The 25,050-nt window shown below is 60.6% G+C and carries 29 protein-coding genes; 15 read left to right on the forward strand and 14 right to left on the reverse strand.

All coding sequences use genetic code 11. The features are described from left to right. The first annotated feature begins 39 nt into the window (after positions 1-39). From ACI512_RS15235 to ACI512_RS15250, 4 genes are read left to right on the forward strand one after another with little or no spacing between them, the layout of a single operon-like run. On the forward strand, positions 40-588 hold the full coding sequence (locus ACI512_RS15235; RefSeq protein ID WP_231809996.1) for a DUF4865 family protein: 549 nt from the start codon (positions 40-42) through the stop codon (positions 586-588). Positions 589-635: 47 nt separating this feature from the next. Continuing rightward, the gene (locus ACI512_RS15240) at positions 636-1,190 is read left to right on the forward strand and encodes a histidine phosphatase family protein (protein WP_231809998.1); all 555 of its coding nucleotides are present in this window, start codon (positions 636-638) and stop codon (positions 1,188-1,190) included. Between the two features lie 45 nt (positions 1,191-1,235). Further along, entirely contained in the window at positions 1,236-1,991 is a 756-nt protein-coding gene (gene cobF, locus ACI512_RS15245; protein WP_012723662.1) for a precorrin-6A synthase (deacetylating), read from the forward strand. Positions 1,992-2,002: 11 nt separating this feature from the next. Then, positions 2,003-2,722, forward strand: a complete 720-nt coding sequence (locus ACI512_RS15250) for an alpha/beta hydrolase (protein ID WP_236380360.1) — start codon at positions 2,003-2,005, stop codon at positions 2,720-2,722. Between the two features lie 64 nt (positions 2,723-2,786). On the opposite strand, the gene ACI512_RS15255 is transcribed toward ACI512_RS15250, so the two are convergent. Together ACI512_RS15255 and ACI512_RS15260 are read right to left on the reverse strand one after the other, a co-directional pair. Beyond that, positions 2,787-3,341 (reverse strand): hypothetical protein, encoded by a 555-nt coding sequence (locus ACI512_RS15255; protein ID WP_236380361.1) that lies wholly within the window; start codon positions 3,339-3,341, stop codon positions 2,787-2,789. Positions 3,342-3,413: 72 nt separating this feature from the next. Next, a complete protein-coding gene (locus ACI512_RS15260) occupies positions 3,414-5,222 on the reverse strand; it encodes a monovalent cation:proton antiporter-2 (CPA2) family protein (protein WP_012723665.1) in 1,809 nt (602 codons plus the stop codon). Positions 5,223-5,466: 244 nt separating this feature from the next. On the opposite strand from ACI512_RS15260, the gene ACI512_RS15265 reads away from it, so the two are divergent. Together ACI512_RS15265 and ACI512_RS15270 are read left to right on the forward strand one after the other, a co-directional pair. Beyond that, the gene (locus ACI512_RS15265) at positions 5,467-5,832 is read left to right on the forward strand and encodes a type II toxin-antitoxin system RelE/ParE family toxin (RefSeq protein ID WP_231810004.1); all 366 of its coding nucleotides are present in this window, start codon (positions 5,467-5,469) and stop codon (positions 5,830-5,832) included. Continuing rightward, positions 5,825-6,130, forward strand: a complete 306-nt coding sequence (locus tag ACI512_RS15270) for an XRE family transcriptional regulator (protein ID WP_012723667.1) — start codon at positions 5,825-5,827, stop codon at positions 6,128-6,130. The genes ACI512_RS15265 and ACI512_RS15270 overlap by 8 nt, the downstream gene beginning before the upstream one ends. 45 nt (positions 6,131-6,175) lie before the next feature. Here the strand turns inward: ACI512_RS15270 and ACI512_RS15275 are convergent, their stop codons facing one another. The 4 genes from ACI512_RS15275 to ACI512_RS15290 all read right to left on the reverse strand — a co-directional run bounded on the left by ACI512_RS15275 (position 6,176) and on the right by ACI512_RS15290 (position 10,906). Continuing rightward, positions 6,176-7,078, reverse strand: a complete 903-nt coding sequence (locus tag ACI512_RS15275; RefSeq protein WP_012723668.1) for an amino acid metabolite efflux pump — start codon at positions 7,076-7,078, stop codon at positions 6,176-6,178. A 53-nt stretch (positions 7,079-7,131) separates the two neighbouring features. Beyond that, entirely contained in the window at positions 7,132-9,036 is a 1,905-nt protein-coding gene (asnB, locus tag ACI512_RS15280; protein ID WP_236380362.1) for an asparagine synthase (glutamine-hydrolyzing), read from the reverse strand. Between the two features lie 45 nt (positions 9,037-9,081). Further along, complete coding sequence (locus ACI512_RS15285; RefSeq protein ID WP_046036719.1) at positions 9,082-10,041, reverse strand: diiron oxygenase; 960 nt, start codon at positions 10,039-10,041, stop codon at positions 9,082-9,084. 79 nt (positions 10,042-10,120) lie between these two features. Beyond that, complete coding sequence (locus ACI512_RS15290; protein ID WP_043205189.1) at positions 10,121-10,906, reverse strand: crotonase/enoyl-CoA hydratase family protein; 786 nt, start codon at positions 10,904-10,906, stop codon at positions 10,121-10,123. A gap of 107 nt (positions 10,907-11,013) precedes the next feature. On the opposite strand from ACI512_RS15290, the gene ACI512_RS15295 reads away from it, so the two are divergent. From ACI512_RS15295 to ACI512_RS15305, 3 genes are all read left to right on the forward strand, one after another. Then, complete coding sequence (locus ACI512_RS15295; protein ID WP_012723672.1) at positions 11,014-11,811, forward strand: helix-turn-helix domain-containing protein; 798 nt, start codon at positions 11,014-11,016, stop codon at positions 11,809-11,811. Positions 11,812-12,107: 296 nt separating this feature from the next. After that, a complete protein-coding gene (locus ACI512_RS15300) occupies positions 12,108-13,661 on the forward strand; it encodes a DUF726 domain-containing protein (RefSeq protein WP_405121861.1) in 1,554 nt (517 codons plus the stop codon). A 41-nt stretch (positions 13,662-13,702) separates the two neighbouring features. After that, the gene (locus ACI512_RS15305; RefSeq protein WP_064054413.1) at positions 13,703-15,022 is read left to right on the forward strand and encodes an Nramp family divalent metal transporter; all 1,320 of its coding nucleotides are present in this window, start codon (positions 13,703-13,705) and stop codon (positions 15,020-15,022) included. A 27-nt stretch (positions 15,023-15,049) separates the two neighbouring features. On the opposite strand, the gene ACI512_RS15310 is transcribed toward ACI512_RS15305, so the two are convergent. From ACI512_RS15310 to ACI512_RS15320, 3 genes are all read right to left on the reverse strand, one after another. Beyond that, complete coding sequence (locus tag ACI512_RS15310) at positions 15,050-15,427, reverse strand: type II toxin-antitoxin system VapC family toxin (protein ID WP_236380363.1); 378 nt, start codon at positions 15,425-15,427, stop codon at positions 15,050-15,052. Next, entirely contained in the window at positions 15,424-15,783 is a 360-nt protein-coding gene (locus ACI512_RS15315) for a type II toxin-antitoxin system Phd/YefM family antitoxin (protein ID WP_236380364.1), read from the reverse strand. The genes ACI512_RS15310 and ACI512_RS15315 overlap by 4 nt, the downstream gene beginning before the upstream one ends. Before the next feature lie 173 nt (positions 15,784-15,956). Beyond that, positions 15,957-16,889 (reverse strand): LysR family transcriptional regulator, encoded by a 933-nt coding sequence (locus ACI512_RS15320; RefSeq protein ID WP_236380366.1) that lies wholly within the window; start codon positions 16,887-16,889, stop codon positions 15,957-15,959. Positions 16,890-17,007: 118 nt separating this feature from the next. Between ACI512_RS15320 and ACI512_RS15325 the strand changes: the two genes are divergently transcribed. The 3 genes from ACI512_RS15325 to ACI512_RS15335 all read left to right on the forward strand — a co-directional run bounded on the left by ACI512_RS15325 (position 17,008) and on the right by ACI512_RS15335 (position 18,213). Then, on the forward strand, positions 17,008-17,496 hold the full coding sequence (locus ACI512_RS15325) for a DMT family transporter (protein WP_064054415.1): 489 nt from the start codon (positions 17,008-17,010) through the stop codon (positions 17,494-17,496). 4 nt (positions 17,497-17,500) lie between these two features. Further along, complete coding sequence (locus tag ACI512_RS15330; RefSeq protein ID WP_236380367.1) at positions 17,501-17,953, forward strand: DMT family transporter; 453 nt, start codon at positions 17,501-17,503, stop codon at positions 17,951-17,953. Between the two features lie 89 nt (positions 17,954-18,042). Continuing rightward, a complete protein-coding gene (locus ACI512_RS15335; RefSeq protein ID WP_012723680.1) occupies positions 18,043-18,213 on the forward strand; it encodes a metallothionein in 171 nt (56 codons plus the stop codon). A gap of 962 nt (positions 18,214-19,175) precedes the next feature. Here ACI512_RS15335 and ACI512_RS15340 read toward each other — a convergent pair. Then, on the reverse strand, positions 19,176-19,448 hold the full coding sequence (locus ACI512_RS15340) for a hypothetical protein (protein WP_046036226.1): 273 nt from the start codon (positions 19,446-19,448) through the stop codon (positions 19,176-19,178). A 16-nt stretch (positions 19,449-19,464) separates the two neighbouring features. Further along, on the reverse strand, positions 19,465-19,707 hold the full coding sequence (locus tag ACI512_RS15345) for a DUF6555 family protein (RefSeq protein WP_064054525.1): 243 nt from the start codon (positions 19,705-19,707) through the stop codon (positions 19,465-19,467). Positions 19,708-19,824: 117 nt separating this feature from the next. Here ACI512_RS15345 and ACI512_RS15350 point away from each other — a divergent pair, with 117 nt between their 5' ends. The 3 genes from ACI512_RS15350 (at position 19,825) to ACI512_RS15360 (ending at position 21,843) form a co-directional block, all read left to right on the forward strand. Beyond that, positions 19,825-20,589: an AraC family transcriptional regulator gene (locus tag ACI512_RS15350; protein WP_405121862.1), complete on the forward strand. Its 765-nt coding sequence runs from the start codon at positions 19,825-19,827 to the stop codon at positions 20,587-20,589. A 90-nt stretch (positions 20,590-20,679) separates the two neighbouring features. Then, positions 20,680-20,853, forward strand: a complete 174-nt coding sequence (locus ACI512_RS15355; RefSeq protein WP_012723684.1) for a DUF1427 family protein — start codon at positions 20,680-20,682, stop codon at positions 20,851-20,853. Positions 20,854-20,883: 30 nt separating this feature from the next. Beyond that, entirely contained in the window at positions 20,884-21,843 is a 960-nt protein-coding gene (locus ACI512_RS15360) for a zinc-binding alcohol dehydrogenase family protein (RefSeq protein WP_236381243.1), read from the forward strand. 49 nt (positions 21,844-21,892) lie between these two features. On the opposite strand, the gene ACI512_RS15365 is transcribed toward ACI512_RS15360, so the two are convergent. The 3 genes from ACI512_RS15365 to ACI512_RS15375 all read right to left on the reverse strand — a co-directional run bounded on the left by ACI512_RS15365 (position 21,893) and on the right by ACI512_RS15375 (position 24,992). Beyond that, on the reverse strand, positions 21,893-22,936 hold the full coding sequence (locus ACI512_RS15365; protein WP_236381242.1) for a purine nucleoside permease: 1,044 nt from the start codon (positions 22,934-22,936) through the stop codon (positions 21,893-21,895). A 14-nt stretch (positions 22,937-22,950) separates the two neighbouring features. Further along, entirely contained in the window at positions 22,951-23,898 is a 948-nt protein-coding gene (locus ACI512_RS15370; RefSeq protein WP_046036232.1) for a nucleoside-specific channel-forming protein Tsx, read from the reverse strand. A 155-nt stretch (positions 23,899-24,053) separates the two neighbouring features. Then, the gene (locus tag ACI512_RS15375) at positions 24,054-24,992 is read right to left on the reverse strand and encodes an AraC family transcriptional regulator (RefSeq protein WP_236381241.1); all 939 of its coding nucleotides are present in this window, start codon (positions 24,990-24,992) and stop codon (positions 24,054-24,056) included. Positions 24,993-25,050: the final 58 nt, after the last annotated feature.

The raw sequence follows: 25,050 nt of genomic DNA on the forward strand, positions 1-25,050 counted from the left end.
TGCGCAAGCTGAACCCTCATCTTGCACAGGAGTTCTCGCATGTTTGCCAAACAGTATTCACACCGCTTGCCTGCCGACTACGACATGGGCGTGATTCGCCGCCGCGCCGCGCAATTGGGGCCATTGTGGGATAACGCCGAGGGGTTGCTGTTCAAGGCGTTTATCGCCCAGGAGCGCGGTGGCAATGTGTATTCGTCGGTCTACTTGTGGGCCGATCCGTTGCAGGCCGCTGACTTTTTACTCGGCGAGCGTTTTCAGAAAGTGCTCGACAGCTTTGGTCGCCCACATATCGAGAGTTGGTTACCGCTGGATGTGCAGTGGGGGCCGGCGCAGGGCGCGTTGAGTGTGTATCGCGAGGCGTGGCCGCTGGAGCCCGGAGCGGACCGCGCCAGCCTATTGGCCGAGGAGAAACGGCGTAATCAGCAGGTGGCGGGGCGCAGTGACACGTTCGCGGTGTTCCTGGCGCTGGACGTACAGGCTTGGCGGTTGGTTCGGTTTACGTTGTCGTCCGCAGCGCTGGACGAGGCGCGTCAAGGCACGGGTTACCACGTGCTCTACCTGGCACAAGGCGTTGCGCCCCAGCCATAACTGCGCCAGTCTTGAGGCCTTATCTTTTTGGTCTCAAGCACTCTGCAATGCACACCACTCGTTTGACGCTCATTTGCCACGCCGTCACGCCTCTGCAAAAACAGGGGCGTTTTCCTGATGACGAGGCGGTGGTGATGGATTGGCAAGGCTCGGCGTTGTCGCTGGCTGATCGCTATAAGAAAACCCGGCGCCTGTTATGTGGGCCTGAGGCCAGGACGCGGCAGACGGCAGGCTTGTTCGGCGATGATGGGGTGATCGAGTTCGCGTTGCGCGATGGTGATTTCGGGCAGTGGAAGGGCCAGGACATCGGCCAGTTGGAGAGTGACACGCTGAACACTTGGCTCACTGACGCCACGTGCGCGCCCCATGGGGGCGAGTCGGTCGAGCAGATCTGCTGGCGGGTGGGTGAGTGGATGAAAACCCTCGAATCCCAGCCCGGCCATGTCGTGGCCATCACTCATCCCTTTGTGATCCGTGCCGCGATGTGGCATGTCATGCAGTTTCCACTGTCGATGTTCTACCGGATCGACGTCGAACCGCTGTCCGCCACTGAGCTGCGTTTCAACAACCTCTGGCGCCTGCGCCTGGACACTCACGCCTAGGCGCCTGAACATGGCAAAATCCACGCCCCGCACTGAGAGCAACCCATGAAACGCATCCTGATCATCGGCATTGGCGCCGGCAACCCTGACTACATCACGATGCAGGCCGTGAAGGCGCTCAACCGCACCGACGTGTTTTTCTTGATGGACAAGGGCCAGAGCAAAGACAAGTTGATCGACCTGCGCCGCGAGATCTGCGAGACCTACATCACCGAGCCGGGCTACCGCTTCGTCGAGGCCGATTGCCCCGAGCGTGTGCGCGGCGACATCGATTACACCACCGCCGTGCAGGACCTCAACCGCGACAAGCAGCAGACCTTCGAACGCATGATCAACGAAGAAATGGCTGACGGTGAAGTGGGCGCTTTCCTGGCTTGGGGCGACCCTGCGTTGTACGACAGCACCATTCGCATCCTGCAGGCGATCCTGGCCAGTGGCCGCTGCACCTTTGAGTTTGAAGTGATCCCCGGCATCACCAGCGTGCAGGCCCTGGCCGCCCAGCACAAAGTCCCGCTGAACCGCATCGGCAAGTCGGTCGAGATCACGACCGGGCGCCGTCTGGCGGCGGGGCAGGCCAGCGACGCCGACACCTTGGTGGTCATGCTCGACGCCGAAGACTCGTACCGTACGGTGGCGGCGCAGGATCTGGATATCTACTGGGGTGCCTACCTGGGCACCCCGGACGAGATCCTGATCAGTGGCAAAGTGAGTGAAGTGGCTGAAGAAATCGAACGGGTGCGCAAGGCGGCGCGCCTGCAAAATGGCTGGATCATGGACACTTATCTGCTCCGCAAACCCTGAGGTAACGTCCCATGCTCAAATTGTTTGCCCTGGCGCTGACCCTGGTGGCCGGTGCCGCTCATGCCGACGATACGCTGCACACCGACTTGCCGTTGTCGTACCTGGAACAGACCCAGGGCGATGCGCGCAACCAGCCACTGGTGATCTTCCTGCACGGGTTTGGCAGCAACGAGGAAGACTTGTTCGGCATCAAGGATGCGCTGCCGTCTACCTGGACTTACCTGTCGGCCCGTGCGCCGATGCCGGTGGACCCGCACGGCTATCGCTGGTTTACCAAGACGCCCGGTGACGGCGATTACGATGGTGAGACCGCCGACCTGCAGCGCAGCGCCACGTTGATCGAGGATTTTGTCGGCAAAGCCACCACCAAGTACCACACTCAACCTGACCGGGTGTTCCTGGTCGGCTTCAGCCAGGGCGCGATCATGTCCTACGAGGTGGGCTTGCGCCGGCCGGAGCTGGTGCGTGGGATTGCGGCGTTGAGTGGCAGCGTGTTGCCGGTGCTCAAGGCTGAGCTGAAGCCGGATGAGTCACTGGGTAAATTGGCGATTTTCATCGGCCACGGCACGTTGGACCAGGCGTTGCCCTTTACCTCGGCGACCCGGGCGAATGAGGTGTTGACGGGGTGGGGGTTGAAGCCGGAGTTTCATGGTTATTCGGGAATGAACCATACCGTCAGTGCAGCGGAAGTGCAGGACCTCAAAGCCTGGCTGGAAAAAAGCCTGGATTAAACGCGGTCGAACACTGTGGGAGCGGGCCTGCTCCCACATTTGGACCGAGTTGTTTGGAAGACTGTTATTTACCGCCGGTAATCTGCTTCACCAGCGCCGCATGGCCCTTCGCATCATCCGCGCGCGAAATCGCCTGAATCACCAGCAAGTGATTGCCCGAACCGGCCAGGAACGTCGAGTTCAGCGTCTTGCCGCCGCCTTGGGTGGCGGTGCTGTCCACCTGGCGCAGGCCCAGGCCCTTGAAGGTCAGTTTCTTCTCGCTCTGTTTCTTGAAGTCAGGCAGCGCAGCGCCTTGGTCCTTGACGAAGCCGGCCACGGCGCCATCAAGGAATTTCGCGTCGTTATCACCGATGGTTACCCCATCGTTGCGCACGGTTTCGGCGACGATCACCACACTTTTCGTGGTCTGGTTGGCGTACATCGTGCCTTGGGTATCGGCGGTGCCATCTTCGGCTTTGCTGGCGGGCAGGGTGTCGGCAGCGTAGGCCTTGGGCAGGTTGAAGGTGAACTTGCCGCCCAAGGTGGAGATGGTTTGCGTGGTTGGCTTAGCGGCGGCGAACACGCTGCCGGCGGTCAGCGCGAGGACCAGCAAGGCGGCGGTCTTGGTGAAAGTGGCCATGAAGCGCTCCAGGGATGAACGAAATTGCGGCGTATTCTGTCAGAATTTTCGCAAAATCGTTCATCCGAAGCCTCACACCTTGTCGGACTCTTCCTCAAGCCGATCCATTTCAAACAGCCTTGCCAATTCAGCCCGGGCTTCCTGGGCGGTTTGCATGACTTTGGCGGCGTCGTCGTAGACCGCGTGTTGCGCGGCCAGCACCTGCAAGTCGTGGTTTTTGAAGCGGGTGATGCGCGCATCGGCCTGGGCCTGGCTCAACCCCAGGCCGACCAGGGTGCGGCGGCTCATTTCGAGGCTGGAGTAGAAGGTCTCGCGAATCGGCGAGGCATCCAGGTCGACCAGGCGGTGCACGTGCTGGCGGTTACGTGCGCGGGCGATGATCTTCATGTGCGGGTAGAGGTTGCGCACCAGCTCGGCGGTCTTGATGTTGATCTCCGGGTCGTCCATGGCGATCACAAAAAACTCCGCCTGGTCGACTTTGGCCGCGTGCAGGATCTCGGGGCGTTGCGGGTCACCGTAGAACACCGGCATGCCGCCGAAGCTGCGGGTCAGCTCGATGGTTTCCACCGAGGTGTCCAGCGCGATAAACGAGATGTTCTGCGCGCGCAGGATCCGCGCCACGATCTGGCCCATACGGCCCATCCCGGCGATCACCACACGCGGCGCGTCGCTTTCGATGGTGCGGTATTCCTCGGGCACTTCCACGGTCTTGACCTTGGGCTTGAACAGCTTCGGGCACACCAACAGCAGCAGCGGCGTCACTGCCATGGACAGGGTAATCGTCAGTACGAGCACATCGTAGAGGTGGGGTTCGAACAGGCCTTGGTCGCGGCCGATCTTGAACACCACAAAAGCAAACTCACCGCCCGCTGCCAGCACCACACCCAGGCGCAGGGCGCTTTCGCGATTGAGATCACCGACCATACGGCCTACCGCGTACAACAGCGGCAGCTTCAGGCCGATCAGCAGCAGCGTCAGCCCGATCACCACCAGCGGCGAACTGAGCAGCAGGCTGAGGTTGGCGCCCATGCCCACGCTGATAAAGAACAGGCCCAGCAGCAGGCCCTTGAACGGTTCGATCTGGGATTCCAGTTCGTGGCGGTATTCCGAATCCGCCAGCAGCAGGCCGGCGAGGAAGGCGCCAAGGGCCATGGACACGCCTACCAGTTCCATCAACCAGGCGGTGCCGATCACCACCAGCAACGCCGTAGCGGTGGAGACTTCACGCAGGCCGGTCTTGGCGACGATGCGAAACACCGGCCGCAACAAGTAGCGACCGCCGATGATCACCACGGCGATGCTGCCGAGGATCTGCAACACATGCTGCAGGCCCTGGGCTTCGGTGGTCGGGTGATCGCTGCCGGCCAGCAGCGGCACCATGGCGATCAGCGGGATCGCAGCGATGTCCTGGAACAGCAAAATGGCAAACGCCAGGCGACCATGGGGTTGGTTCAGCTCTTTGCGCTCGGCCAGGCTTTGCAGGCCAAACGCGGTGGAGGAGAGCGCCAGGCCAAGGCCGAGCACGATGGCACTGTTCCACGACTGGCCAAACAGCCATAACGCGACGACACCCATCACCAGGCCCGTGAGCAGCACCTGGGCCAGGCCGACGCCGAATACCGCCTTGCGCATCACCCATAAACGCTTGGGCGACAGCTCTAACCCGATGATAAACAGCAGCAGCACCACGCCCAGCTCGGAGAACTGCGCGACACTTTGCGGGTTGCCGATCAACCCCAGCACCGACGGGCCGATGATCACACCGGCGAACAGATAGCCCAGCACCGCGCCCAGTTGCAGGCGTTTGGCCAGGGGCACGGTCAGCACGGCGGCGAGCAGGAACACCACGGCTGCTTGTAACAGGTTGCCTTCATGGGGCATTGCGAACTCCAGGATCTTTAAAACCAATCAACAGGCGGGTATTAGAGCGCTTTTTACAGGTCGATAATTGTGTTTTTGCAGCGCGTGATCGTGCTGAGGGGCATTGCTGTAGCGCAATGCGCGTGCTGCTGTCAGGGCGGAAGGATGTACAAACAATTTCCCAAGGGCGGCGGGTGGCGGCTCGTCCAATTTATCTACTACGTTTTATGTTCTTGAGTTTATATTCCTTGGATGGCATATTTGCATGGATTGGGACATTGAATACACGGATGAATTCGGAGACTGGTGGGCGGGTTTGGGGACAAAGGAGCAAGTGTCGGTATCCGCCAGCGTTGACCTGCTGGGGCTTTTCGGACCGGGCTTGGGCTTTCCCCACAGCAGCGATATCAAAGGTTCCCGGCACGGCAACCTGCGGGAACTGCGCCTACAACACGCGGGGCGCCCTTATCGGGTGCTGTACGCATTTGATCCACGGCGATGCGCGGTATTACTGATAGGTGGGGACAAGACCGGGCAGCACCGCTGGTATGACCAACACGTCCCGGTGGCAGAAAAGTTGTACGACGTACATTTGCAAACTTTGTGTAGAGAGGGCCGTAACCATGGCTAAGAAATTCGCCGAACTTCAAGCCCGCATGACGCCACAAGCGCGTGCTGAAGCCAAGCAGTTGTTCCAGCAACACCTCCAGCAAATGCCCCTGCATGAGCTGCGCAAAGCCCAGCAGTTGAGCCAGCAAAGCCTGGCGAAGGCGTTGAACATCAACCAGGCGGCCGTCTCCAAGATGGAGCGGCGTACCGACATGTACATCAGCACGTTGCGCGATTACATCCGTGCAATGGGCGGCGAACTGGAGATTATCGCGACCTTCCCCGATGGCCAGGTCAAGATCGACAATTTCGCGTATTGAAGGTTGGCAGTCGCCCGGCCATGCGCCGGGCGTTTTCGGGCGGGCTTACTTTTCCGCCTGCATCACCGCGCCTTGGCTGGTTGGAGCCAGGTTCGCCGGCCGGCGATACAACCCCACCGCCAACCCGGCGATGATGATGCCGATCGAGATCAGGTTAGGCGTGGAAATGCGCTCGTCGAGCATCAGCATGGAGCTGGTAATGCCGAATACCGGGATCAGCAACGACAGGGGCGCCACGGTGGACACCGGGTACAGCTTGAGCAGCGAGTTCCAGCCCCAGTACGCAAAGTGCGTGGCCAAATACACCTGGAACAGGATCGACAGGATCGCCGTCAGGTCGAGGCTGGCTTGCAAACCTTCGAACGCGGCGCTGCCGTGCATCAGCCAGGCCGTGAGGAACAGCGGAATCGGCGGGATCAGGCTGGCCCACACCATGAACGAGAAGATCTCTTTCACCCCGGACTTCTTGATGATCACATTGCCCACGCTCCAGGCCACCGCACTGAGGACGATCAGCATCACACCCAGCACGGCATGGTTGCCTTGCTGGGTGGAAATGATCCCTGCCAGGCCAATCAAGGCCAATACCGCGCCGATCATCTGCGCGCCACGGATCTTCTCTTTGAACAGCACAAAGCCCCAGCCCATGGTGAAGAACACGCTGAGTTGAATGATCAATGAGGCAATACCAGGGCTCACACCCACCTGGATGCCGTAGTTGATCACGCCCCACATGCCCAACCCGAAGATAAAACCGTAGGCGGCCACGTAGCTGAATTTAACGGCAGGACGCTTGATAAAGAACACCAGCGGCAGGGCGGCGAGGGCAAAGCGGATACCCGTGAGCACAAAAGGATCGATGGCGCGCAGGCCCAGTTTGGTGATGGGAAAATTGACCCCCCACACCAGGGTGACGAGCACGGCAAGTGACAAATGTTTTTTCAGCATGGACCCTCCTTGGGTCAGGCGGCACAGCGCAATTGCGATGTGCCGCCGGAAAGTCAGTTCAAGGCGAACCGTTTTTGCATCAGGCACAGCCCGGCGATTTCCATCAGCAGATTGTCTGCCGAGGCGCGTTGGGCGGGGGACAAGCTTGGCAGGGTTGCCAGCAAGGCGCGTACTTTACGTGGCTCGAAGAACGGCACGTTGCTCAGTGCCGGGCCGCTCAACACGTCGTTGATCATTTCATACAGCTTCGATTGTGGGCTCTCGGACGCCGGCGGCGCGCGGAAGTATTGCTTCTTGCGGTCCAGCACGGCCTGCGGCACATACGGGCGCATGGCTTCGCGCAGGGCGTATTTCTCGGTGGCGCCGCGCACTTTCATGTTCACCGGCAGGCGGCACGCGGCCTCGATCACTTGGTGGTCGAGCAGCGGTGGGCGGCCTTCCAGGCTGCCGGCCATTTCCATGCGGTCGCCCAGGGAGGTCAGCACCACGTTGGGCAGGCTCGACTTGGCGACCATGTATAGCGAGCGGTTGACCGGTTCCCAGCCGTTCAGCGCCCGTGGGCTCAGACGGTCGTAGAACTCGCGATAGGCGTCGGTATTGCTGAAGCGCTCACGGAAGTCATCGCTGTACAACTGCGCCAGGGGCCCGAACAACGCCGATTGGGTTTGCAGCCAGGACACGCCGTGGCCCAGTTCGTCCTGCACCCATTTCACATCGTTCTTGCCGCCGGGCAGGTAGCGATCTTCGCTGGCGTGCAGGCGGCGGGCGAGCTCGGCGATTGCCGTCGGGTCTTGGTTTTCGTGGTTGTACAACACCATGTCGCGGCGATAGTGCGGGTAGCCACCGAACACTTCGTCGGCGCCTTCACCGGTCAATACCGCGCGCATGCCCTGGTTCTGCACGTATTTGCACAGCAGGTACTTGGCCACGCTATGGGCGTTGGCGAAGGGCATTTCGGCGTGCCACAGGGCGTTTTCAAAGTTGTCCGCCATGTCAGCGGAGTTCACCGACAGCACATTGAGGTGGGCGCGGTTATGCCGGGCGGCAATTTCAGCGTACTGGCGTTCGTCGTAGGCCTGCTCGCCTTCGAAGGACAAGTGGAAGGCCTGCAGCGGCTGGCCGGTCAGTTCGGTGGCGATGCCCAGCATGGCCGAGGAGTCCAGGCCGCCGCTGAGGCACACACCCACCGGCACATCGGCGTGCAAACGCAGGCGCACGGATTCTTCGATGGTGTGGCGCAGCGAGTCGATTATCTCGGCTTCACTGCGTTGCTCGGTGGCCTGGGCGTCGGGGAAATCCCAGTCCCAATACTGTTCGGTTTGCAGGCCGCTTTCGTCAGCGATGATCCAGCAGCCGGGTTTGACGCTGCGAATGTTGTTGAACACGGTACGGTCGCGCAGGATAAAGCCCCGGTTGGCGTAGGCTTCGTGGTCCCACTCTGCGGGCACGCCGGCGGCGAGCAAGGCTTTGATTTCGGACGCGAAGTACCAGGCGCCTTCATGCTCGGTGTAGTACAGCGGCTTGACGCCCACCCGGTCACGCACGGCAAACAGCTTTTTGCGCAGGCGATCGAAGATCAGAATGGAGAACTCGCCGCGCAGTTGCTTGAGGCCGCGTACGCCGTGACGGCGGTACAGGTGCATGGCGATTTCGCTGTCGGACGAGGTCTTGAAGCGGCAACCGTAGCCCTCCAGCTCCGTACGGATGCGTTGATAGTCATAGAACTCGCCGTTGACCATCATCACCAGGTCGCCTTCATCGGCGACGATCGGCTGGGTGCCGTTACCCAGGCCGACCAGGCCCAGGCGCACATAACCGAAAGCGGCCTGGCCCTTGGGGTCGAACCACTGGCTGGAGCTGTCCGGGCCACGATGATGGATCGCACGCAGGGCGGCATCGAACAGGTTGGGGTTGAACGCACGAGGTTGTTTGGCAAAGACGCCAATGTATCCACACATGACAATTACTCTATTGAATTTGTAGTGATCAGCGACACGCTGGGTTCAAACGGTGATGACCGGTTCGTTCATCCCATGCAGCTCAGGCAGCACCGCTTCGGGGCGTATACCGATGGAACTGAGGATCTCGGGCATGGCCGAGTAGTCCGCTTCGCCGGTCTCGGTGAATTGGGTCGGCAACAGCAGTGAGCGATCACCGAACACTTCAAGCAGCTGCGGCAGGATGATTCGCCACGCCGAAATCTCGCGCATCGGGAAGATCCGGATGGAGTTGGCGATGCCGCGGGTGAACAGCGTGGTTTGCTGCGGGGTGAAGTCACCCACCACCTGCTGCACGAACAGCGGGAAGATGTGTTTGTGCACCAGCTCGTCTTTTTTATGCAGGGCCACCACGTGACGAAACACCGGCTGGATGTCCGGCGCGTCACTGAGGTCGGCCAGGTAGTCGCTGATAAAGGTTTCCGAGACCAGCGAGAACGCCAGGCGGTAGATTTTGAAGTCCGCCTCGGACATCGTGGCCTGGGCCTGGCTGAGGTGGCGGGTCAGTTCCAGCTCCGGCCATTTAATGCGCATGCCGCGCTGGGTAATCGCCAGCTCACACATGTTGATCGAGAACAGTGTGTGGTAGGCCTCATCCGCCAGGGTTTCGGAAATCGTCGCGGCGCTGGCCGAGCTCAGGCGCGAGCCCAGCTGCAGCAGGTCGATGCAGGACGGGCAGATGATTTCGGTTTCGATGGCGATGGTTTTCTGGTTGTAGATCACCCAGCCGGCCGACAGGATCAGCAACTTCAGGGCATGGGGGTAGTGTTGGTAGTGCGGGTCATGGGCGAAAGGTAACAGGGCCTCGAGAAAGTCCGGCGCTTGCAGGTCAAGCTGGATATCCGGGCGTTGGGAGTCGAGCTTGATCTGTGCGCGTTTGTGCCAGCTGCGTTCGATTTTGATCAATCGTTCATCGGTCGCGTCATTGCTGCGATAAAGATCGTCTTGAGTGCTGTGCTGAAACATGGTTTCACCGGTTGATAGTGAGTTGTGAAGGCCATCCATGGTTTGCCGAGGTGCGCTCGGCAACGTTCACGACCGGGAGTTACACCGCTGGCGCGGTCTGGATCTTGTCCTTCTTGCGATCCAGGAAATCCGCCAGGCGATCCTGTGTGCGGGTGTCGGAAGACACCACGGCGGCAATCAAGGCTTCCGTCATCAGCCCGTCCTGCTGGCTTTGATCAACAATGCGTGGCAACACATGGGTCACCGCGTAATTGGTCATGGGCAGGTTGCCGGCGATCTTGTGCGCCAATTCGGTGGCCTTGAGCACCGCCTGGCCGACCGGCACCAGGTACTGGGCCACGCCGCGCTCGTAGCTTTCCTTGGCGTAGAGCGTGCGGCCGGTGAGCATCATGTCGGTCATCAGGGCAATGCCGGCGATGCGTGGGAAGCGCACCGAGGCGCCGACGCCGACATACAGGCCGCGCATCGCTTCGGGCAGCGAGAAGAAGGCGCTGTCATCGACCACGCGCAGGCTGCAGGCGGTGGCAATCTCCAGGCCGCCACCGATGGCGGCACCAGTAATGGCGGCTACCACGGGCACCTTGCCGAACTGGATCAGTTCGAAGGTCTTGTGCCATTCGCGAAAGGCCTGGACGTTATCGATGACCGACTGGTCGCGGATTTCCGACAGGTCCAACCCCGTGCAGAAATGCTGGCTGGTGCTGTAGAGCACCGCAGCACCAATGCCTTCTGGGATGTGGGTGAAGGTCTCGCGCAGTTCGTGCATGACTTCCAGCGACATGGCGTTGCGCTTCTGCGGGCGGTTGAGTCCCACCATCAAAACAGCGCCGTCCACGCGTACGTCCAAGTAGTTTTTGACAGTCATTTTCCGAATATCCCTTCGATATGAACCCAACTTGGGGAGCGATGATTCTAGGTGGCGGGGTGATGGCCCGCTTGCTATGTCAGGTCATACTTTGACAAAATCGGGCCATGCCGCCGACCTTCACCTTTTCGCCTTACAAACCGGACAGCCCCGAAGCGGTGGTGACGTTGCGCGAGTACCCGTCCGGCACAGTATTTCCACGCCACACTCACCGACGCGGGCAGTTCGCCTACGCCTCCACAGGCGCGTTGAAAATGTTCACCGACCTGGGTAATTGGGTCGTGCCGCCCCAGCGGGCGATCTGGGTGCCGGGTGGGGTGTCGCATGAGATGCACATGCGCGGCGACGTGGTGATGCTCAACACCTACTTGGACGACGCCGCCGCCCGGCGCGCCGGGTTGCAGGACTATTGCCAGGTGTTTGGCGTCTCGCCGCTGCTGCGTCATCTATTGGAAGCGGCGCTGGCGATTGGGCCATCGGCCTCGCCCAGCGTGCGTGATTGTTGCGTGCTGACCCTGCTGATCGACGAAATCGGCACGATGCCCGAGTTGCCGTTGAGTGCGCCGCTGCCGTCGGAATCGCGCCTGGCCCGTTCTTGTCAGCGCTTCCTTGACGCGCCCACGCAGAAAATCTCGATTGGCGAGATGGCCGATTGGTCGAGCATGAGCCGGCGTACCTTCACGCGTAATTTTCGTGAATGCACGGGCATGACCTTTGTGTCGTGGCGCCAACAGGTTTGCCTGCTGGAAGCCACTGCGCGGCTCAGCCATGGCTCGTCCATCACCGATGTGGCCTTCGAGCTGGGGTTCAGCAGCTCCAGTGCGTTCACCTCGGTGTTTCGCCGTAACCTGGGGGATTCACCGGCGCGTTACCTGGCCAAGTCCAAGGCCGCTTCCATCTTCTGAAAGGAAGAGGGGGCCAACGTGGTGAATGCCAGTCAGTTAAGAAGCAGCAAGAGCGAAAAGTAACCCGTGGCGAGGGAGCTTGCTCCCGCTGGACTGCGTAGCAGTCCCAGTCTTTTGAAACAAAGCGCTGGGGCCGCTTCGCGACCCAGCGGGAGCAAGCTCCCTCGCCACAGGTACTGTGTTCATCCTTAACTGACTGGCATTAGCCAACGTAGTGCCTTTTCCCCCAGCGGTACCGCGCTGAGCCGCGCCCTTTGTTACTATCGCCGTCCCTTGTCACCAGGAGTCACCGCCCCATGCAGCACCAGTGGGATGAAATGCACCGCACCCGCAAGCCCACGTTCCTACTGTGCGGCGAGCCTCAGGGCGATGTGCTCAATCTCTATGTTCACGGTTATTCGGCGTTCTTCAACCGGCAACAACTGGGCAGCTTCAAGGCGCAGTTGGCGGGCATCGAAGGCTCGACCAACCTGATGCTGTTCTGGCCGGCGGGGCATTTCCTGGAAAACCTGTTTGCGCCCTTCAAGGACGTCATGGGCGCGATGCTCGGCGGTGGTAGCCTGGGCGCGGCGACCGTCGGCGTGGGTAAGGCGATTGCCTATTTTCTCGACCACTACAAAAGCGTCGAGGCGCGGGTGGACGAAGTCGCGAGGAGCCTGCTGCCTGAACTGGCTAACTACCTGCACGGCGAGTCCCTGGCAGTCCGGCGTATCAACCTGATCGGCCATTCCCTTGGCGCGCGCATTCTGGTCAAGAGCCTGCTGGCCAGCCCTGAGGCCGCCCGCGAGCTGCCATTGGACAATCTGTTGCTGATGGGCGGGGCGATCTGCACATCGAGCCCGTGGGACGACGTCTCGGCGCCGCTTAAAGGGCGTGTGATCAATTGCCACTCCAGCAAAGACTGGGCCTTGGCGCTGAAACCTGACACTGAACGGTGTATCGGCCGCTATGCGATCCCGGTGACGCCGGCGCTCAAGGCCAAGGTCACCAACGTGCACTTGGCGACGTTCGATCACGCCGCCTATTGGCCGCAGTTGCAGACGGTGGTGCAGTACACCGACCTGCTGCACGAGCGACGCGGCATGATCCGTTCCGACCAGCGCAGCCCTGAAGTACGGTTTGCCGAAGAGGACGCGGAGCTGTTCCCGGCGCTGGTGCAGGCGCGGCCCGAAGAGTTGAAGTTCCTCGCCGAACTGATGGCGCAAAAACGCAGTGCATCTATAGACGGTAATGTCCGCGAGCCCCTCAAGCTGGCCATCGAGTTGCAGCGCATGGGCGGTGACAGCTTCATGAACATGGCCCGCGGGCACGGCGTGAGTTATCGCCAGATCGCCGAAGATGTGGTGCAACGGCTGGGTATCAAGTTCGACGAGTCTCTGGATACCGTTGAGTTGGCCGAGCTCGAGGCCCGGGTCGCCGAGAAGCTCATTGAGCAGTACAAAGACAAACTCAGCAACGCTGACCGCCAGGTGTTCGACGCGGAACTCAAGGCCGCCGCGCAGAAGGAGCAGGGGTTGTTCAGCCGGTTCGATGTCGGCCGATCGGCCACCACCGCGTTGAGCGGCACGGCGCTGGCGGGGCTGACCGGGTTTATCCTGCGTCGTGGTGCGGCCACGGCTATTCCTGTGGTCGGCCAGGCCCTGGCTGCGGCGATGCTGCTGGTGAGCGGGGTGCGTGCGTTTTCCGGTCCGGCGTATTCGATCACCACCCTGGCGGTGCTGGTGATTGGTGTGATTCGCCAGCGCATGGAGCGTGAAGCGCTGAACCAGGAGATGGACCTGGTGGTGCAAGTGGTAGAGACGTTCGACCTGCCACGGGAGACGGTGATGCGCACGGTCGCGTCCGACTGATAAGCTGCGTCTCTATCGAGTGTGTTTGCCTGGGATACCGTGTGAAATTCAGCCTGCCAAAAATCGCTACCGCCCCGTTTTGCCCGCCGGAAGTGGCTGGCTCCGTTGCCGTTGACCCCAAGGCTTCGTTCTTCAAGCGCATGCTGATGTTCGCCGGCCCGGGCCTGCTGATTTCCATTGGTTACATGGACCCCGGCAACTGGGCCACGGCCATCGAAGCCGGCTCGCGCTACGGTTACAGCCTGTTGTTCGTGGTGCTGCTGGCCAGCCTGGCGGGGATGGCGGTGCAGTGCCTGTGCTCGCGGTTGGGCATCGCCACCGGCAAAGACCTGGCGCAACTGTGTCGCGAGCGCTATAGCAAGCGCTCCGCACGCACCCAATGGGTGCTCGCGGAAATCTCCATCATTGCCACCGACCTTGCCGAAGTGCTCGGCTGTGCGCTGGCTTTTCACCTGCTGCTGGGGGTGTCGCTGACCACCGGCATTGTCATCACTGCCTTCGATACCTTACTGATCCTTGCCCTGCAAAATCGCGGTTTCCGCCGCCTGGAAGCGATCATGCTGGCGCTGGTGGCGACCATCGGCGTGTGCTTCTTTATCGAGTTGGTATTGATCAAACCTTACTGGCCGGACGTGTTCAGCGGTTTCACCCCATCGCTGTCGGCCATCAGCGATGCTGCGCCCCTGTACCTGGCCATCGGTATTCTCGGGGCCACGGTAATGCCGCATAACCTCTACCTGCACAGCTCCATCGTGCAAACCCGCCTGATCGGCAAGGACCTGGCCAGCAAACAGGACGCGGTCAAGCTGGCGCGCATCGACACCATCGGTTCACTGGCCCTGGCCCTGCTGGTCAACGCCGCGATCCTGGTGCTCGCCGCTGCCGCCTTCCATAAGACTGGCCACACCGATGTGGTCGAAATCCAGGACGCCTACCACCTGCTCGACCCCCTGGTGGGCGGCGCGTTCGCCAGCATCCTGTTCGGCATCGCCTTGCTGGCGTCCGGGCAAAGCTCAACCTTCACCGGCACCATCGCCGGGCAGGTGATCATGGAGGGCTACCTCAACCTGCGCATTCCCTGCTGGCAGCGGCGCCTGATCACCCGTGGGCTGGCGCTGATCCCGGCGTTCCTGGGGGTATGGCTGATGGGCGACGATGCCATCGGCAAGCTGCTGATCCTCAGCCAGGTGGTGCTCAGCCTGCAGTTGCCGTTCGCGCTGTATCCATTGATCCGCATGACCGGCGATAAACAGTTGATGGGGCCGTTCGTGAATCGGTTGCCGACACGGTTATTGGCGTGGTTCCTGTTTGCGGTGATCAGTGGGGCGAATGCCTGGCTGATTGGGCAGTGGGTGTTCTGATCGAAGCGGTGCAGCCATTGAAATGATCTAAACCAGGATCGCCAAGGACGTGTATTGGGCGACTTGCGGATCGGCCGTCAACAGCTTCATCGGCTCGCTCATGGCTGTTGCCACGATGAGCCGATCAAAAGGATCTTTGTGATGATCCTCAAGATCCTTAACCGCGATGGCATGTTCTGAGGTGACGGGCAGTTCGACGAATCCGCTTTCGAGGCAGTACTCACGGATTTCCTCCAGATCTACAGTGAGTTTCCCCAGGCCGACCTTGATTGCCATCTCCCAGAATGTTGCAGCGCTGATGTAAATCTCTGCTGCATTCTCAATCAGCTTCCTGGCTTTGCTGGACAGCTTCGGGTCTTCAGTCAGCGCCCAGAGCAGGATATGGGTATCCAACAACACTCTCATGGACGGCTGCCTTCAAAGGCATCCAGTAGATCGTCGGGCAACGCTGCATCGAAGTCTTCGGGAATGACGAGCTTACCTTTCATAGCTCCGATTCGCCGACCCTTGGATTTCCCGAGGGGCACAAGCTGTGCCATCGCACGTCCATGCTTGGCAATGGTAATGACCTTGCCCGCGGCGGCCTCATCAACCAATTTCGACAGATTATTTTTAGCTTCACCCAGAGGAACGGTAATCATGTGGTTGCCCCCATATTTTGGCCAAATATAGCCAAAACTAGGTGCGCTATCAAAGACGGCACGACCGCCGGTTGAAGCGACTCGCTCATAGCGCGATATTTTCTGGTACGTGACTTCCATGGCAGATCTCTCATGGCAGATCTCTCAAAAAGATGCCCTCAAAGTCTGCCGCAACATACCCAGCCGAGAAATACTGGCCCAAAAATTCAGAACGGACCTACCTATTGCTGTAGGGGGATTTACTTCGTAGCTGGGTTCTTTTCGACAGCTTGGTTCTCCTCGACCCTGACAGGTCACCGATCCCAATACGGCACCCCCCCAAAGCATTCCACAAAGTAATCAATCACCGTCCGCACTTTCAGCGACAAGCGCCGGCTGCCCGGCCACAGTGCCGCAATCTGCTGCGGCTCCAGGGTAGTCGCCACTTCATACTCCGTCAGCACCGCCTGCAACGTGCCCGCACGCAAGCCTTCGCCGATCAACCAGGAAGGAAACACCACCAGCCCCAGCCCTTGCTCGGCGGCGTGGGTCAGGGTGTCGGCGTGGTTACCGGTGATTGGGCCCTTGACGCTACAAGGCGTCCACTCAGCCTGGCCCTTGCGGAAGAACCAGCGTTGCTGGCCGGTGATGCCTTTGTAGGCCAGGCACTGGTGTTTGATCAGTTCGTCAGGGTGTTGGGGCGTGCCGTGCCGAGCCAGGTAGGCGGGGCTGGCGGCGAGGCGAAAGCGCTGGGGCGCGAAGATGCGTGCCTGCATGCTGGAGTCGTTGAGCACGCCGATACGGAACAGGAGGTCGGTGCCATCTTGCAGTGGGTCGACGTAGGTGTCGGTTTGCTGGATATCCAGTTGCAGCTTGGGGTAGCGCCGGCACAATTCGCCCAGCCAAGGGGAAATGTGGCGCTGGCCGAAGACCATCGGCGCATTGATGCGAACCAGTCCGCTGGGTTCGCTTTCCTGTTCCTGCAGGGCCTGGCCGGCGGCTTCCAGTTGTTCCAGCATCAACCGCGCATGCCGCCCGAGCAGGCGCCCGGCCTCGGTGGGGCTGACCGCGCGGGTGTGGCGATACAGTAACTGTTGGCCGAGCGCCTGTTCCATCAACTGTATTTGCCGGGAAATGGAGGAGGGCGCCAGGCCCTCGCGGCGTGCCACTTCGGAGAAGCTGCCAAAGTCCAGCACGGCGACAAACAGGCGCAGCGCCTTGAAACTCAATTCATTCAAGCCTTGCATCACGTCTCCAGGCTGTGCGTTTTACGCAAAGGTGTTGTCGGCATGCTCCCATTTATCGCACAGGACGGCCACTGGATAATGCGCGCCATCCAATCCTTTGTTGATGTGCAGGTGATGTATGCAAGCAAGTTCTCTCGAGGGCGTGGCGCACGCCAAGCCGAAAAATAAAGGCCTACGGCTGCTGTTGTTGCCGCTGGTGATCCTGGCCGGCATGGGCCTGTCGGTGGAGGCGGGTTTGCTGGGGCCTTTGGGTGTGCAGGTGGGGCATTTGTGGGCGACGTTGAGCATCTTCGGTGTCGGTTCGGCGATCCTGTTTTTGCTGCTGCTGTTCAGCGGCCCGCAAAAGGGCCCGGCGCTGTCCGAGCTGCCGCGCTGGCAGTTGATCGGCGGCTTCCTGGGGCCGATCTACGTGGTGGTGCTGACGCTGGCCACGCCGCATATCGGTATCGCGATGACCATGATCGCGATTTTGTCCGGGCAGGTTGGCAAGAGCGTGCTCATCGACCATTTCGGCTGGTTTGGCGCGGCGCGCAAGCGGGTCAATAGCGAGCGCTGGATTGCCCTGGCGCTGATTGTGGTGGCACTTGTTCTGATTGCACGAGGTTAAGGCGATGAATCTGATTCTGTTACTGGTCGTGGTGGTTGCCGCAGGGGCGGTATTGAGCGTGCAGGCCGCCATCAATGGGCGCTTGGGCCAAACGGTAGGTGTATTGCGTGGCAGCCTGGTGACCTTCGTGGTGGGCGCGATTGTCACCGCGTTGCTGATTCTGTTCATTGAACCCGCCCAGGCAGTGAGCCTGCTGGACGTGCCGAAATGGCAACTCACCGGCGCACTGTTCGGCGTGGTCTACATGATGGTGATGGTCGGCGCAGTGCCGGTGGTCGGTACGGCTGTTGCCACGGTCGCGGTCATCGTCGGTCAATTGGGTATGGGCATGCTGATCGACAACTTCGGCTGGCTGGGCAACCCGGCCATCGAACTGTCGGGCAGCCGGATCGTGGCAATGGCGTGTTTGGCGCTGGCGCTGGTGTTCATGTACCGCAGCAATACCCGCACCGACTGATGGTTTGAACCATCGACGACGGGCCGTAGTCACTGCTTAAGGTGCCGGCGCCCGCCGCACCGGGACGACCATGAAGAAGGAGTCTGACCATGCCAGATGAAACCTGTGCCTGCCCACACTGCAAGTGTGTGCTGGGTGTTGACGCGGTAATGAAGGACGGTAAAGGCTATTGCTGCCAGGGCTGTGCCGAGCACCATGCCCATGGTGAACCGTGTTCGGCGGCCACCGGCTGCGAGTGCGCCAAGTCGGCCAAGGGCTGAACGCAGTCAAAATGTGGGGCTGGCTTGCCGGCGATGGCGGTGAGTCAGTCACCTTGGCTCATCGATTGACACCCCCTCATCGCAGCAGAGGTATCTACACAACTTTGTAACAACCACGCTAACCCTAACCACGATGCGAAGCGAGCCGCTCTCGATCGTGATCTTGATCTTGATCTCGCTTTTGATCTCAGGCGCCCCGTCAAACACGCTGGCCGGAATTCGACAGGGATTTGGGGGGTAAACCGGCAGGGATGCCGGTTTAGCCGCCCCGCGCCATGGATGGCGCGTGGCGGCGGCCCCCCAAATACCTGTCGGATTACGGGCACACCGAGCGTGAGCGAGGTGCCGAGTGTTGGGGCGAAGCGTTTTTGGTTACTTTTGGCGCTCTTCCAAAAGTGACCCGGTGTAAGAGCGGAACCATAAGCCGCCGTTACCTAAATAACGGATATGTACCCTGTCTGATCCAACATCGAGGCCAGCTGTCAGGCCGCCACGGGAGCAAGCTCCCTTGCCACAGGTCCAGCGCCATACCCAGAGTGGTGTAGATACAGATGCCCCGATGGGGCTGAATCAGTCATCTGATGAATTGACTGACACACCGCTATCGGGGGCAAGCCCCCTCCCACATTTGGATCGCGGTCTAACCGTTAGATGGCGGTGGGCTGTCAGGCAGCCGGCGGGAGCAAGCTCCCTCGCCACAGGTCCTGCGCCATAGCCAGAATTGTGTAGATATAGATGCCTCGACGATGGCGCTGAATCAGTCACCTGATGAATTGACTGACACACCGCTATCGGGAGCAAGCCCCCTCCCACATTTGGATCGTGGTCTAACCGTTAGATGGCGCTGGGCTGTCAGGCAGCCGGCGGGAGCAAGCTCCCTCGCCACAGGTCCAGCGCCATACCCAGAGCGGTGTAGATACCTAGGGCCATCGAGCTCCCACAGGTAAGCTGCGGTTTATTGCCTATTGGGTTTCCAGTTCAAGCCGCAAGCTATGGTCAGACAGGTGCTGGCTATCCTTCACCACTGCACGAGTACGCCGCCCCTCCAGCGCAAACACCACGGTCTGCGCCGCGTGCAGATCGTCCGGCAAAGGCTGGAACACCTTCAGCACAGTCCCGCCCGCTCGCCGTTGCACGCTCACTTGGCACTCGACATGCTTGGCCATGGGCCCAAAAAGCGTTTCCTGGGTGTAATCAATGCGCGCCTTGCCATTGACCGGTATGGATAAATTCATGTTTGTCACTCCCTGATCAAGCCTGGGCGCGCGCGTCCGAGCGGCGCCATTGTACGTGGGTAATACCGAACTTTTCGGCTTGCTGCTGGCTGGTCTTCTTCACTTGCTCGCGGGCGAACCGACCGATACGGCCCACCCCTGCGTCACAGCTTGCCCAGTGCCAGGCTTCTGCTGCATCGAGCTTTTCCAGGCGAATGATGAAGGACTTTGGTTCACCGTGCAGGCAGTAGTCGATCACAAATAGTTTTGCGTTATTCATTGGTCCATTAACCCTCCATGTATAAACAAGTGATCGTCCCGTGCCGCAAAAATTCACTCGGATTCTCCAGCGGTGGTCATTACCATGGCGACTCTCCCTTGATTGATGTGCATCCCCATGGCCCTGGCCGCGCCCCCCGACCTCAGTGATCACGCCGTTCCCGTACAGCCCTTGGCGCGTACCTACCCGCGTGGGCTGTACGTGGAGCCGCATAGCCACGAATGGGGCCAGTTGCTCTATGCCATGAGCGGCGTGATGTGGGTCGAGACGCCCCGTGAAGCCCTGGTGGTGCCGCCTCAGCGTGCGGTGTGGCTGCCGCCGGGGGGGGAACATGGGATCCGCGTGGTGTCGGATTTGCAGATGCGCAATATCTACTTGCGACCAGCATTGGCAGCGACGTTGGACAGCCAGGTGCAGGTGATTGAGGTGGGAGGGCTGCTCCGCGAGTTGATCGTCACGCTGGTGGACGAGGGCGACAACGGTGAGGCGGCGTACTACGACGCGGTGGTCAGCCTGGCCTTGCTGGAGCTGCAACGGGCGCGCCGCTCGCCGATCCGCATCGCCATGCCAGTTGAGGCTGACCGTCGACTGATCAATGTCTGCCAGGCGGTCATGGCCGCGCCCTCCCTGGAGATCCCTTTTGAGCAACATGCCGAAACCGCTGGTGCCAGCGTGCGCACCCTGGCGCGGTTGTTCCAGCACAACCTGGGCATGGGCTTCGCCGAGTGGCGTCGCCAGGTGCAATTGGCCACGGCGGTGGCGGAATTGATCCAGGGTCAGTCGGTCAGCGGGATTGCCCGCTCGCTCGGCTATTCACCCAGCAGCTTCAGCGACATGTTCCGCCGCGAACTCGGCGTGGCGCCCTCGCACTACGCCGGTTGAACGGATGGCCGAAATCCTGAAGCACTTGGCCGATGCTTCAGGAATCGCCTCTCTACACTGAGCGCCTCTCACCACACGGCGCTGCTCACCATGAACTATCTGATTTCCCTCGCCATCGGCCTGTTTGTTGGCGTGATCTATGGTGCCCTGGATTTCCGCTCGCCCGCGCCCCCGGCCATCGCCTTGATAGGCCTGATGGGCATGCTGCTGGGCGAAAAGCTCTGGCCCATGGGCCGGCAGCTGGTGGGCACCTGGTTGTCTTGACCTCCTTTTTTTCTTCGATGGATATTGGCCATGAAAGCACTGCAATTTACTGCCACCGGCGATCTCGCCGCCCTCGGCTTTGTCGACGTCGCCACCCCGGTGCCGGCCGCGGGTGAAGTGCTGGTACAGATCAAGGCCGCGGGCCTCAACCCCAGCGACGTCAAGAACGTGCTCGGCCGCTTCCCCTACACCACCTTGCCACGCATTCCCGGCCGCGACTTTGCCGGTGTCGTCGTGGAGGGGCCACAGGAACTGGTGGGTCAGGAAGTCTGGGGCACCGGCCGCGACCTGGGGTTCTTTGCCGACGGTTCCCACGCCCAGTACCTCACCGTGTCGGCCAAGGGTGTGGCGCATAAACCCACCCACCTGAGTTTTTCCCAGGCCGCGAGCCTCGGCGTACCGTACACCACCGCCTGGGACGCCCTTGAGCGTAGCGGGGTGACCCAGGGCACGCGCTTGTTGGTGATTGGCGCCAATGGCGCGGTGGGCAGCGCGACCCTGGCCTTGGCGAAAATCCGCGGCGCCCAAGTGCTGGCCGCCGTGCGTCGACCGGAGCAGGTTGACGTCTTGCAAGCGCAGGGCTTCGAGGCGATTGCCCTGGGCACGTCGGAAGAACTGGGTGCGCAGGTGAATGCCGTGTTCAAGGGCGGCGCCGATGTGATCTTCGACACCACCGGTTTCTGGCTGCCGGCGGCCGTGGCGGGCCTGGCGCCGTTCGGTCGTATCGCGATTATCGCGGCACCAGTGGACGGTCATGTGCAACTGCCGGCCCTGGCCCTGTATCGCAAGGGCGGCTCGGTGGTGGGGATCAATTCGCTGCTCTACAACGGCGAGCAATGCGCGGTGATGCTGGAACAGTTCGGGCGCTTCTTTGATGAAGGCTTGCTGCCGTTGCCGACGGGCTTGCGTGAAGTCGCGTTGGCAAATGGCGTGGAGTGTTACGAAGAAGTGAACCAGGGCAGCCCCGACAAAATCATCTTCCTGCCCTGACACGATGAAATGTGGGAGGGGGCTTGCTCCTCCCACCTGTCGATCTCCATCAAGCTTCGGGAACACCTTTCTCCCAGGCCGACCAGTTCTTCAGGATCGCCTGTACCAACGGGTTGCCCGTGCGATACAGGTTCTCGAGCGCCGGCACGAAGCCGCCTTGATCGGCGTATTTCAGCAGGTTGTCCACTTCGCTGTAGCCAGGGTAAGGGCGGTCGAAGTCCGAGCCGGCACGTACCACCGCCAGGCGCTGGATATCCACCAAGCCTTCGCGGCTGGCGCGCAGCAACGCTTCATAGGTGGAGTTGTCTTCCTGTTGGGTGGTGCAGTATTCACCTTTGTTGTCGGTCAGCAGCTTGGTCCAGACTTCGGCACGTTCGCTGAGGCGTGTGCCGGAGAACCAGGTATTGCCGGCCAGCGTGTCGCAGCGGGTGACCTGCGGCGGTTGGTTGGCAGGGGCGGCGGGGTAGTGTTTGCGCCAGGCGCTTGATTCCTTGCTTTCCGTCAGCTCGACGTTGTGCGACAAGGCGAAGGCCTTGGCCTGCAATTTGGGATTCAGCTCAAACACTTCGGTCTTGTAGTCCAACGGTGGTTTTTCGTTGGGGCCCTTGGTGTTGATGCCGATATAGCCGGTCGGCCAATCCTTGGGCGCGTCCCGTGAATCCAGCTCCCACTGGGTGCCGAACTCCACCAGGTAATGCGCCCAGGCGGCGGTGCCGATAGTCCCATGCTTGGGGTTGATCCCGGCGATCCCGGCGATCAGGAAGTAGCTCTGGCGCAGGTCGAACTTGGGCGACAGCGCCAATGCCAACGTGGACGCGGCGGCATTGGTCTGGCCCATGCCCGTCACCAGCAGGCACACGTCCTGGGTGTTGCAGCGGATCACCGGGTATTCGGCGGACAGCCCTGGTACACGCACTTCCTGCTTGAGTTCCAGGCGATCGATCCAGGTTTGCGCCTCGGGGGCGAACATGGTGATCAGCATCACCTTGGGTTTGATCGGCGCAGGTGTATTCGCCAGCACCACGTGGGGCAGCAGCGCCAGGCCGACAGCCATCGAGAAGCCGGTAACAGAGCGACGGGTAAATGCTTTCATCTATAGCTCCTTGATCAGAATTGGTAGCCCACGCCGGCGTAATAACCCCAGCCGTCGGAGCGGGCGCGGAAGTTGCCTTCGCCGAAATTCAACTCGCTGCCGTCTTCCCAGTTGCCGCCGTTATGGAAGTAACGGCCGACCAGGGTGAACCGCAGGTGGGTAAACGAATACAGCAGCACGTTGGTGGCCACCACGGAATTGGCGGTGCGCGCCGGGTTGTCCTTGTGCAGGTCCGAGCCGAAATCGTAGTTGGTGAAGCCGATATAGGTCAGTGAGGCGCCGTTGTCGAATTTGCCGATGGGCACGATGTACTTCATTTGCGCGCGGTAACCGTCCCAGGAATATTCATTGCTGGCACCATAGTTTTCCCACTGGTAACGCCCGTAGAAGTTGGCCGACAGGTTGACTCGCGAGTGGGTGTCAATGTCGGTGCCGAGGCCGCTGTACAGGGTGTTGGCGCGATTTTCCTTATTGCTGCCATGGTCGTAGATCCAGTCGAACGCGACATACCATTCCTTGAACGGCCCGATGGCGAGGCTGCGGCCTGCGAGGTAGTCGATGGAGATACGTGGCTCATGCTCCATGAACACGGGCGAGCCATGGTCCCATACGCCTTTGTCATTGCTGTTGCCGATGGTGAGGATCTTCGGCACGTCGATATAGCCGTACAGCTCGAAGGGCCCTTTGCGGCCGAAGTATTCGTACTCCAGGTAGATATCATCCTGCGGCTTGGGGCCGAAGCTGATGTCTTTGCTGCCGATCAACGTCAGGTCCTGGTTGAACCAGTCCGACAGGTACACGCCTTTTTTTGCCGGGTTTGCCTCAGGGCTGAGCGTTTCGCCCTGTGCTGAGTCATCGACAGGTTTTTCCTGCGCCAAAATGGGAGCGCTGAGTACTCCCGTAACGGCAGCCAGTAGCAAGGAAACACCAAAGGGGGTAGGACGCCTTGAGGTGAAGTGCATTGAAAATCCCTATTCGTACGCGGTTTAGACCCGATGCTTCGGGGAGAGGTGAACTGGGTGGCCAAGTTCATACCGCAAACGTTTGCACAGGTTGTACCAACTTTGCTCAATCGATTGATCAGCCTGCAAAAAAACGGGATTAGTCGACCTTTTGGTCAGAATTGACTGGGTGTCATTTTTTCAATGCGCTGGAACAGGTGCATGGCTGTTTCCCGCCGATAGTCACTCGGTGTCTGGTTCATTTCGATCCGGAAGTGCCGGTTGAAATTGGACAGGTTGGCGTAGCCCACTTCAAAGCAGATATCGGCCACCGACATATCACTTTGCAGCAACAGCCGGCAGGCGCGTTGCACGCGGAACTTGCGCATCAAGTCGATAAAACCGTGGCCGGTGTTGCGCTTGAAGAAACGCGAGAAGCCCGGTTCGCTCATGTCCAATTGTTGTGCGATCACCGACAGGCGCACATCGCCCGTCAACTCGCGCATCAAATAGTCGAACGCCTTGTTGATGCGTTCGGCGCTGCGTGCGTCCAGGGTCGGCGCATAGCAGGGGCTGGCCAGGGCCTTGACCTGTTGCGTCGGCGCATTTTTCAGGCTGTCGAGCAGTTGCAGGAACAGGATCAACCGTTGCAGGCCCTGGGCGTTGCCGATGTCTTCCATCAAGTGCGCTGCCTTTACAGCGGCCTCGCCAATAAATTCCAGGCCACGACGGGCCTGTTCGAACAACGCCGAGAGGTCCCCGAGCTCCGGAAGCGTCTTGCGCAGGGCGAGGAGGGCGGCGCCGTCGAATTGCAGCACCACGTCGCGGCCGCTCAGGTATTCGCCGGGCGCCAGCTCACCGATCCAGTCGTGGGGCAGATCGGGGCCGATCAGTGCCACATGCCCGGCACTGAACGCACCAATGTAGTCGCCGGCCACCAGCTTGCCGTTGCCCTGGCGGATCAGGTGGATTTCGAATTCAGGGTGGTGGTTCCAGCGCGCCAGCTCATAGGGATAGTCGTGTTCGAACCAGCGAAAGCAATGATCCGGTTCGGGCAGGATCACTTCGAGTTCGGCGGGACGGTGTTCGAACAGTTGGGCGCGGCTGATGGGCATGGTAATGCCTCTTGTATGGGTGGACTCGCCTCAAAATACGCGGGTTGGCGATACCCGC

The organism is Pseudomonas petroselini (assembly GCF_045037875.1).
Lineage (GTDB): Bacteria > Pseudomonadota > Gammaproteobacteria > Pseudomonadales > Pseudomonadaceae > Aquipseudomonas > Aquipseudomonas petroselini.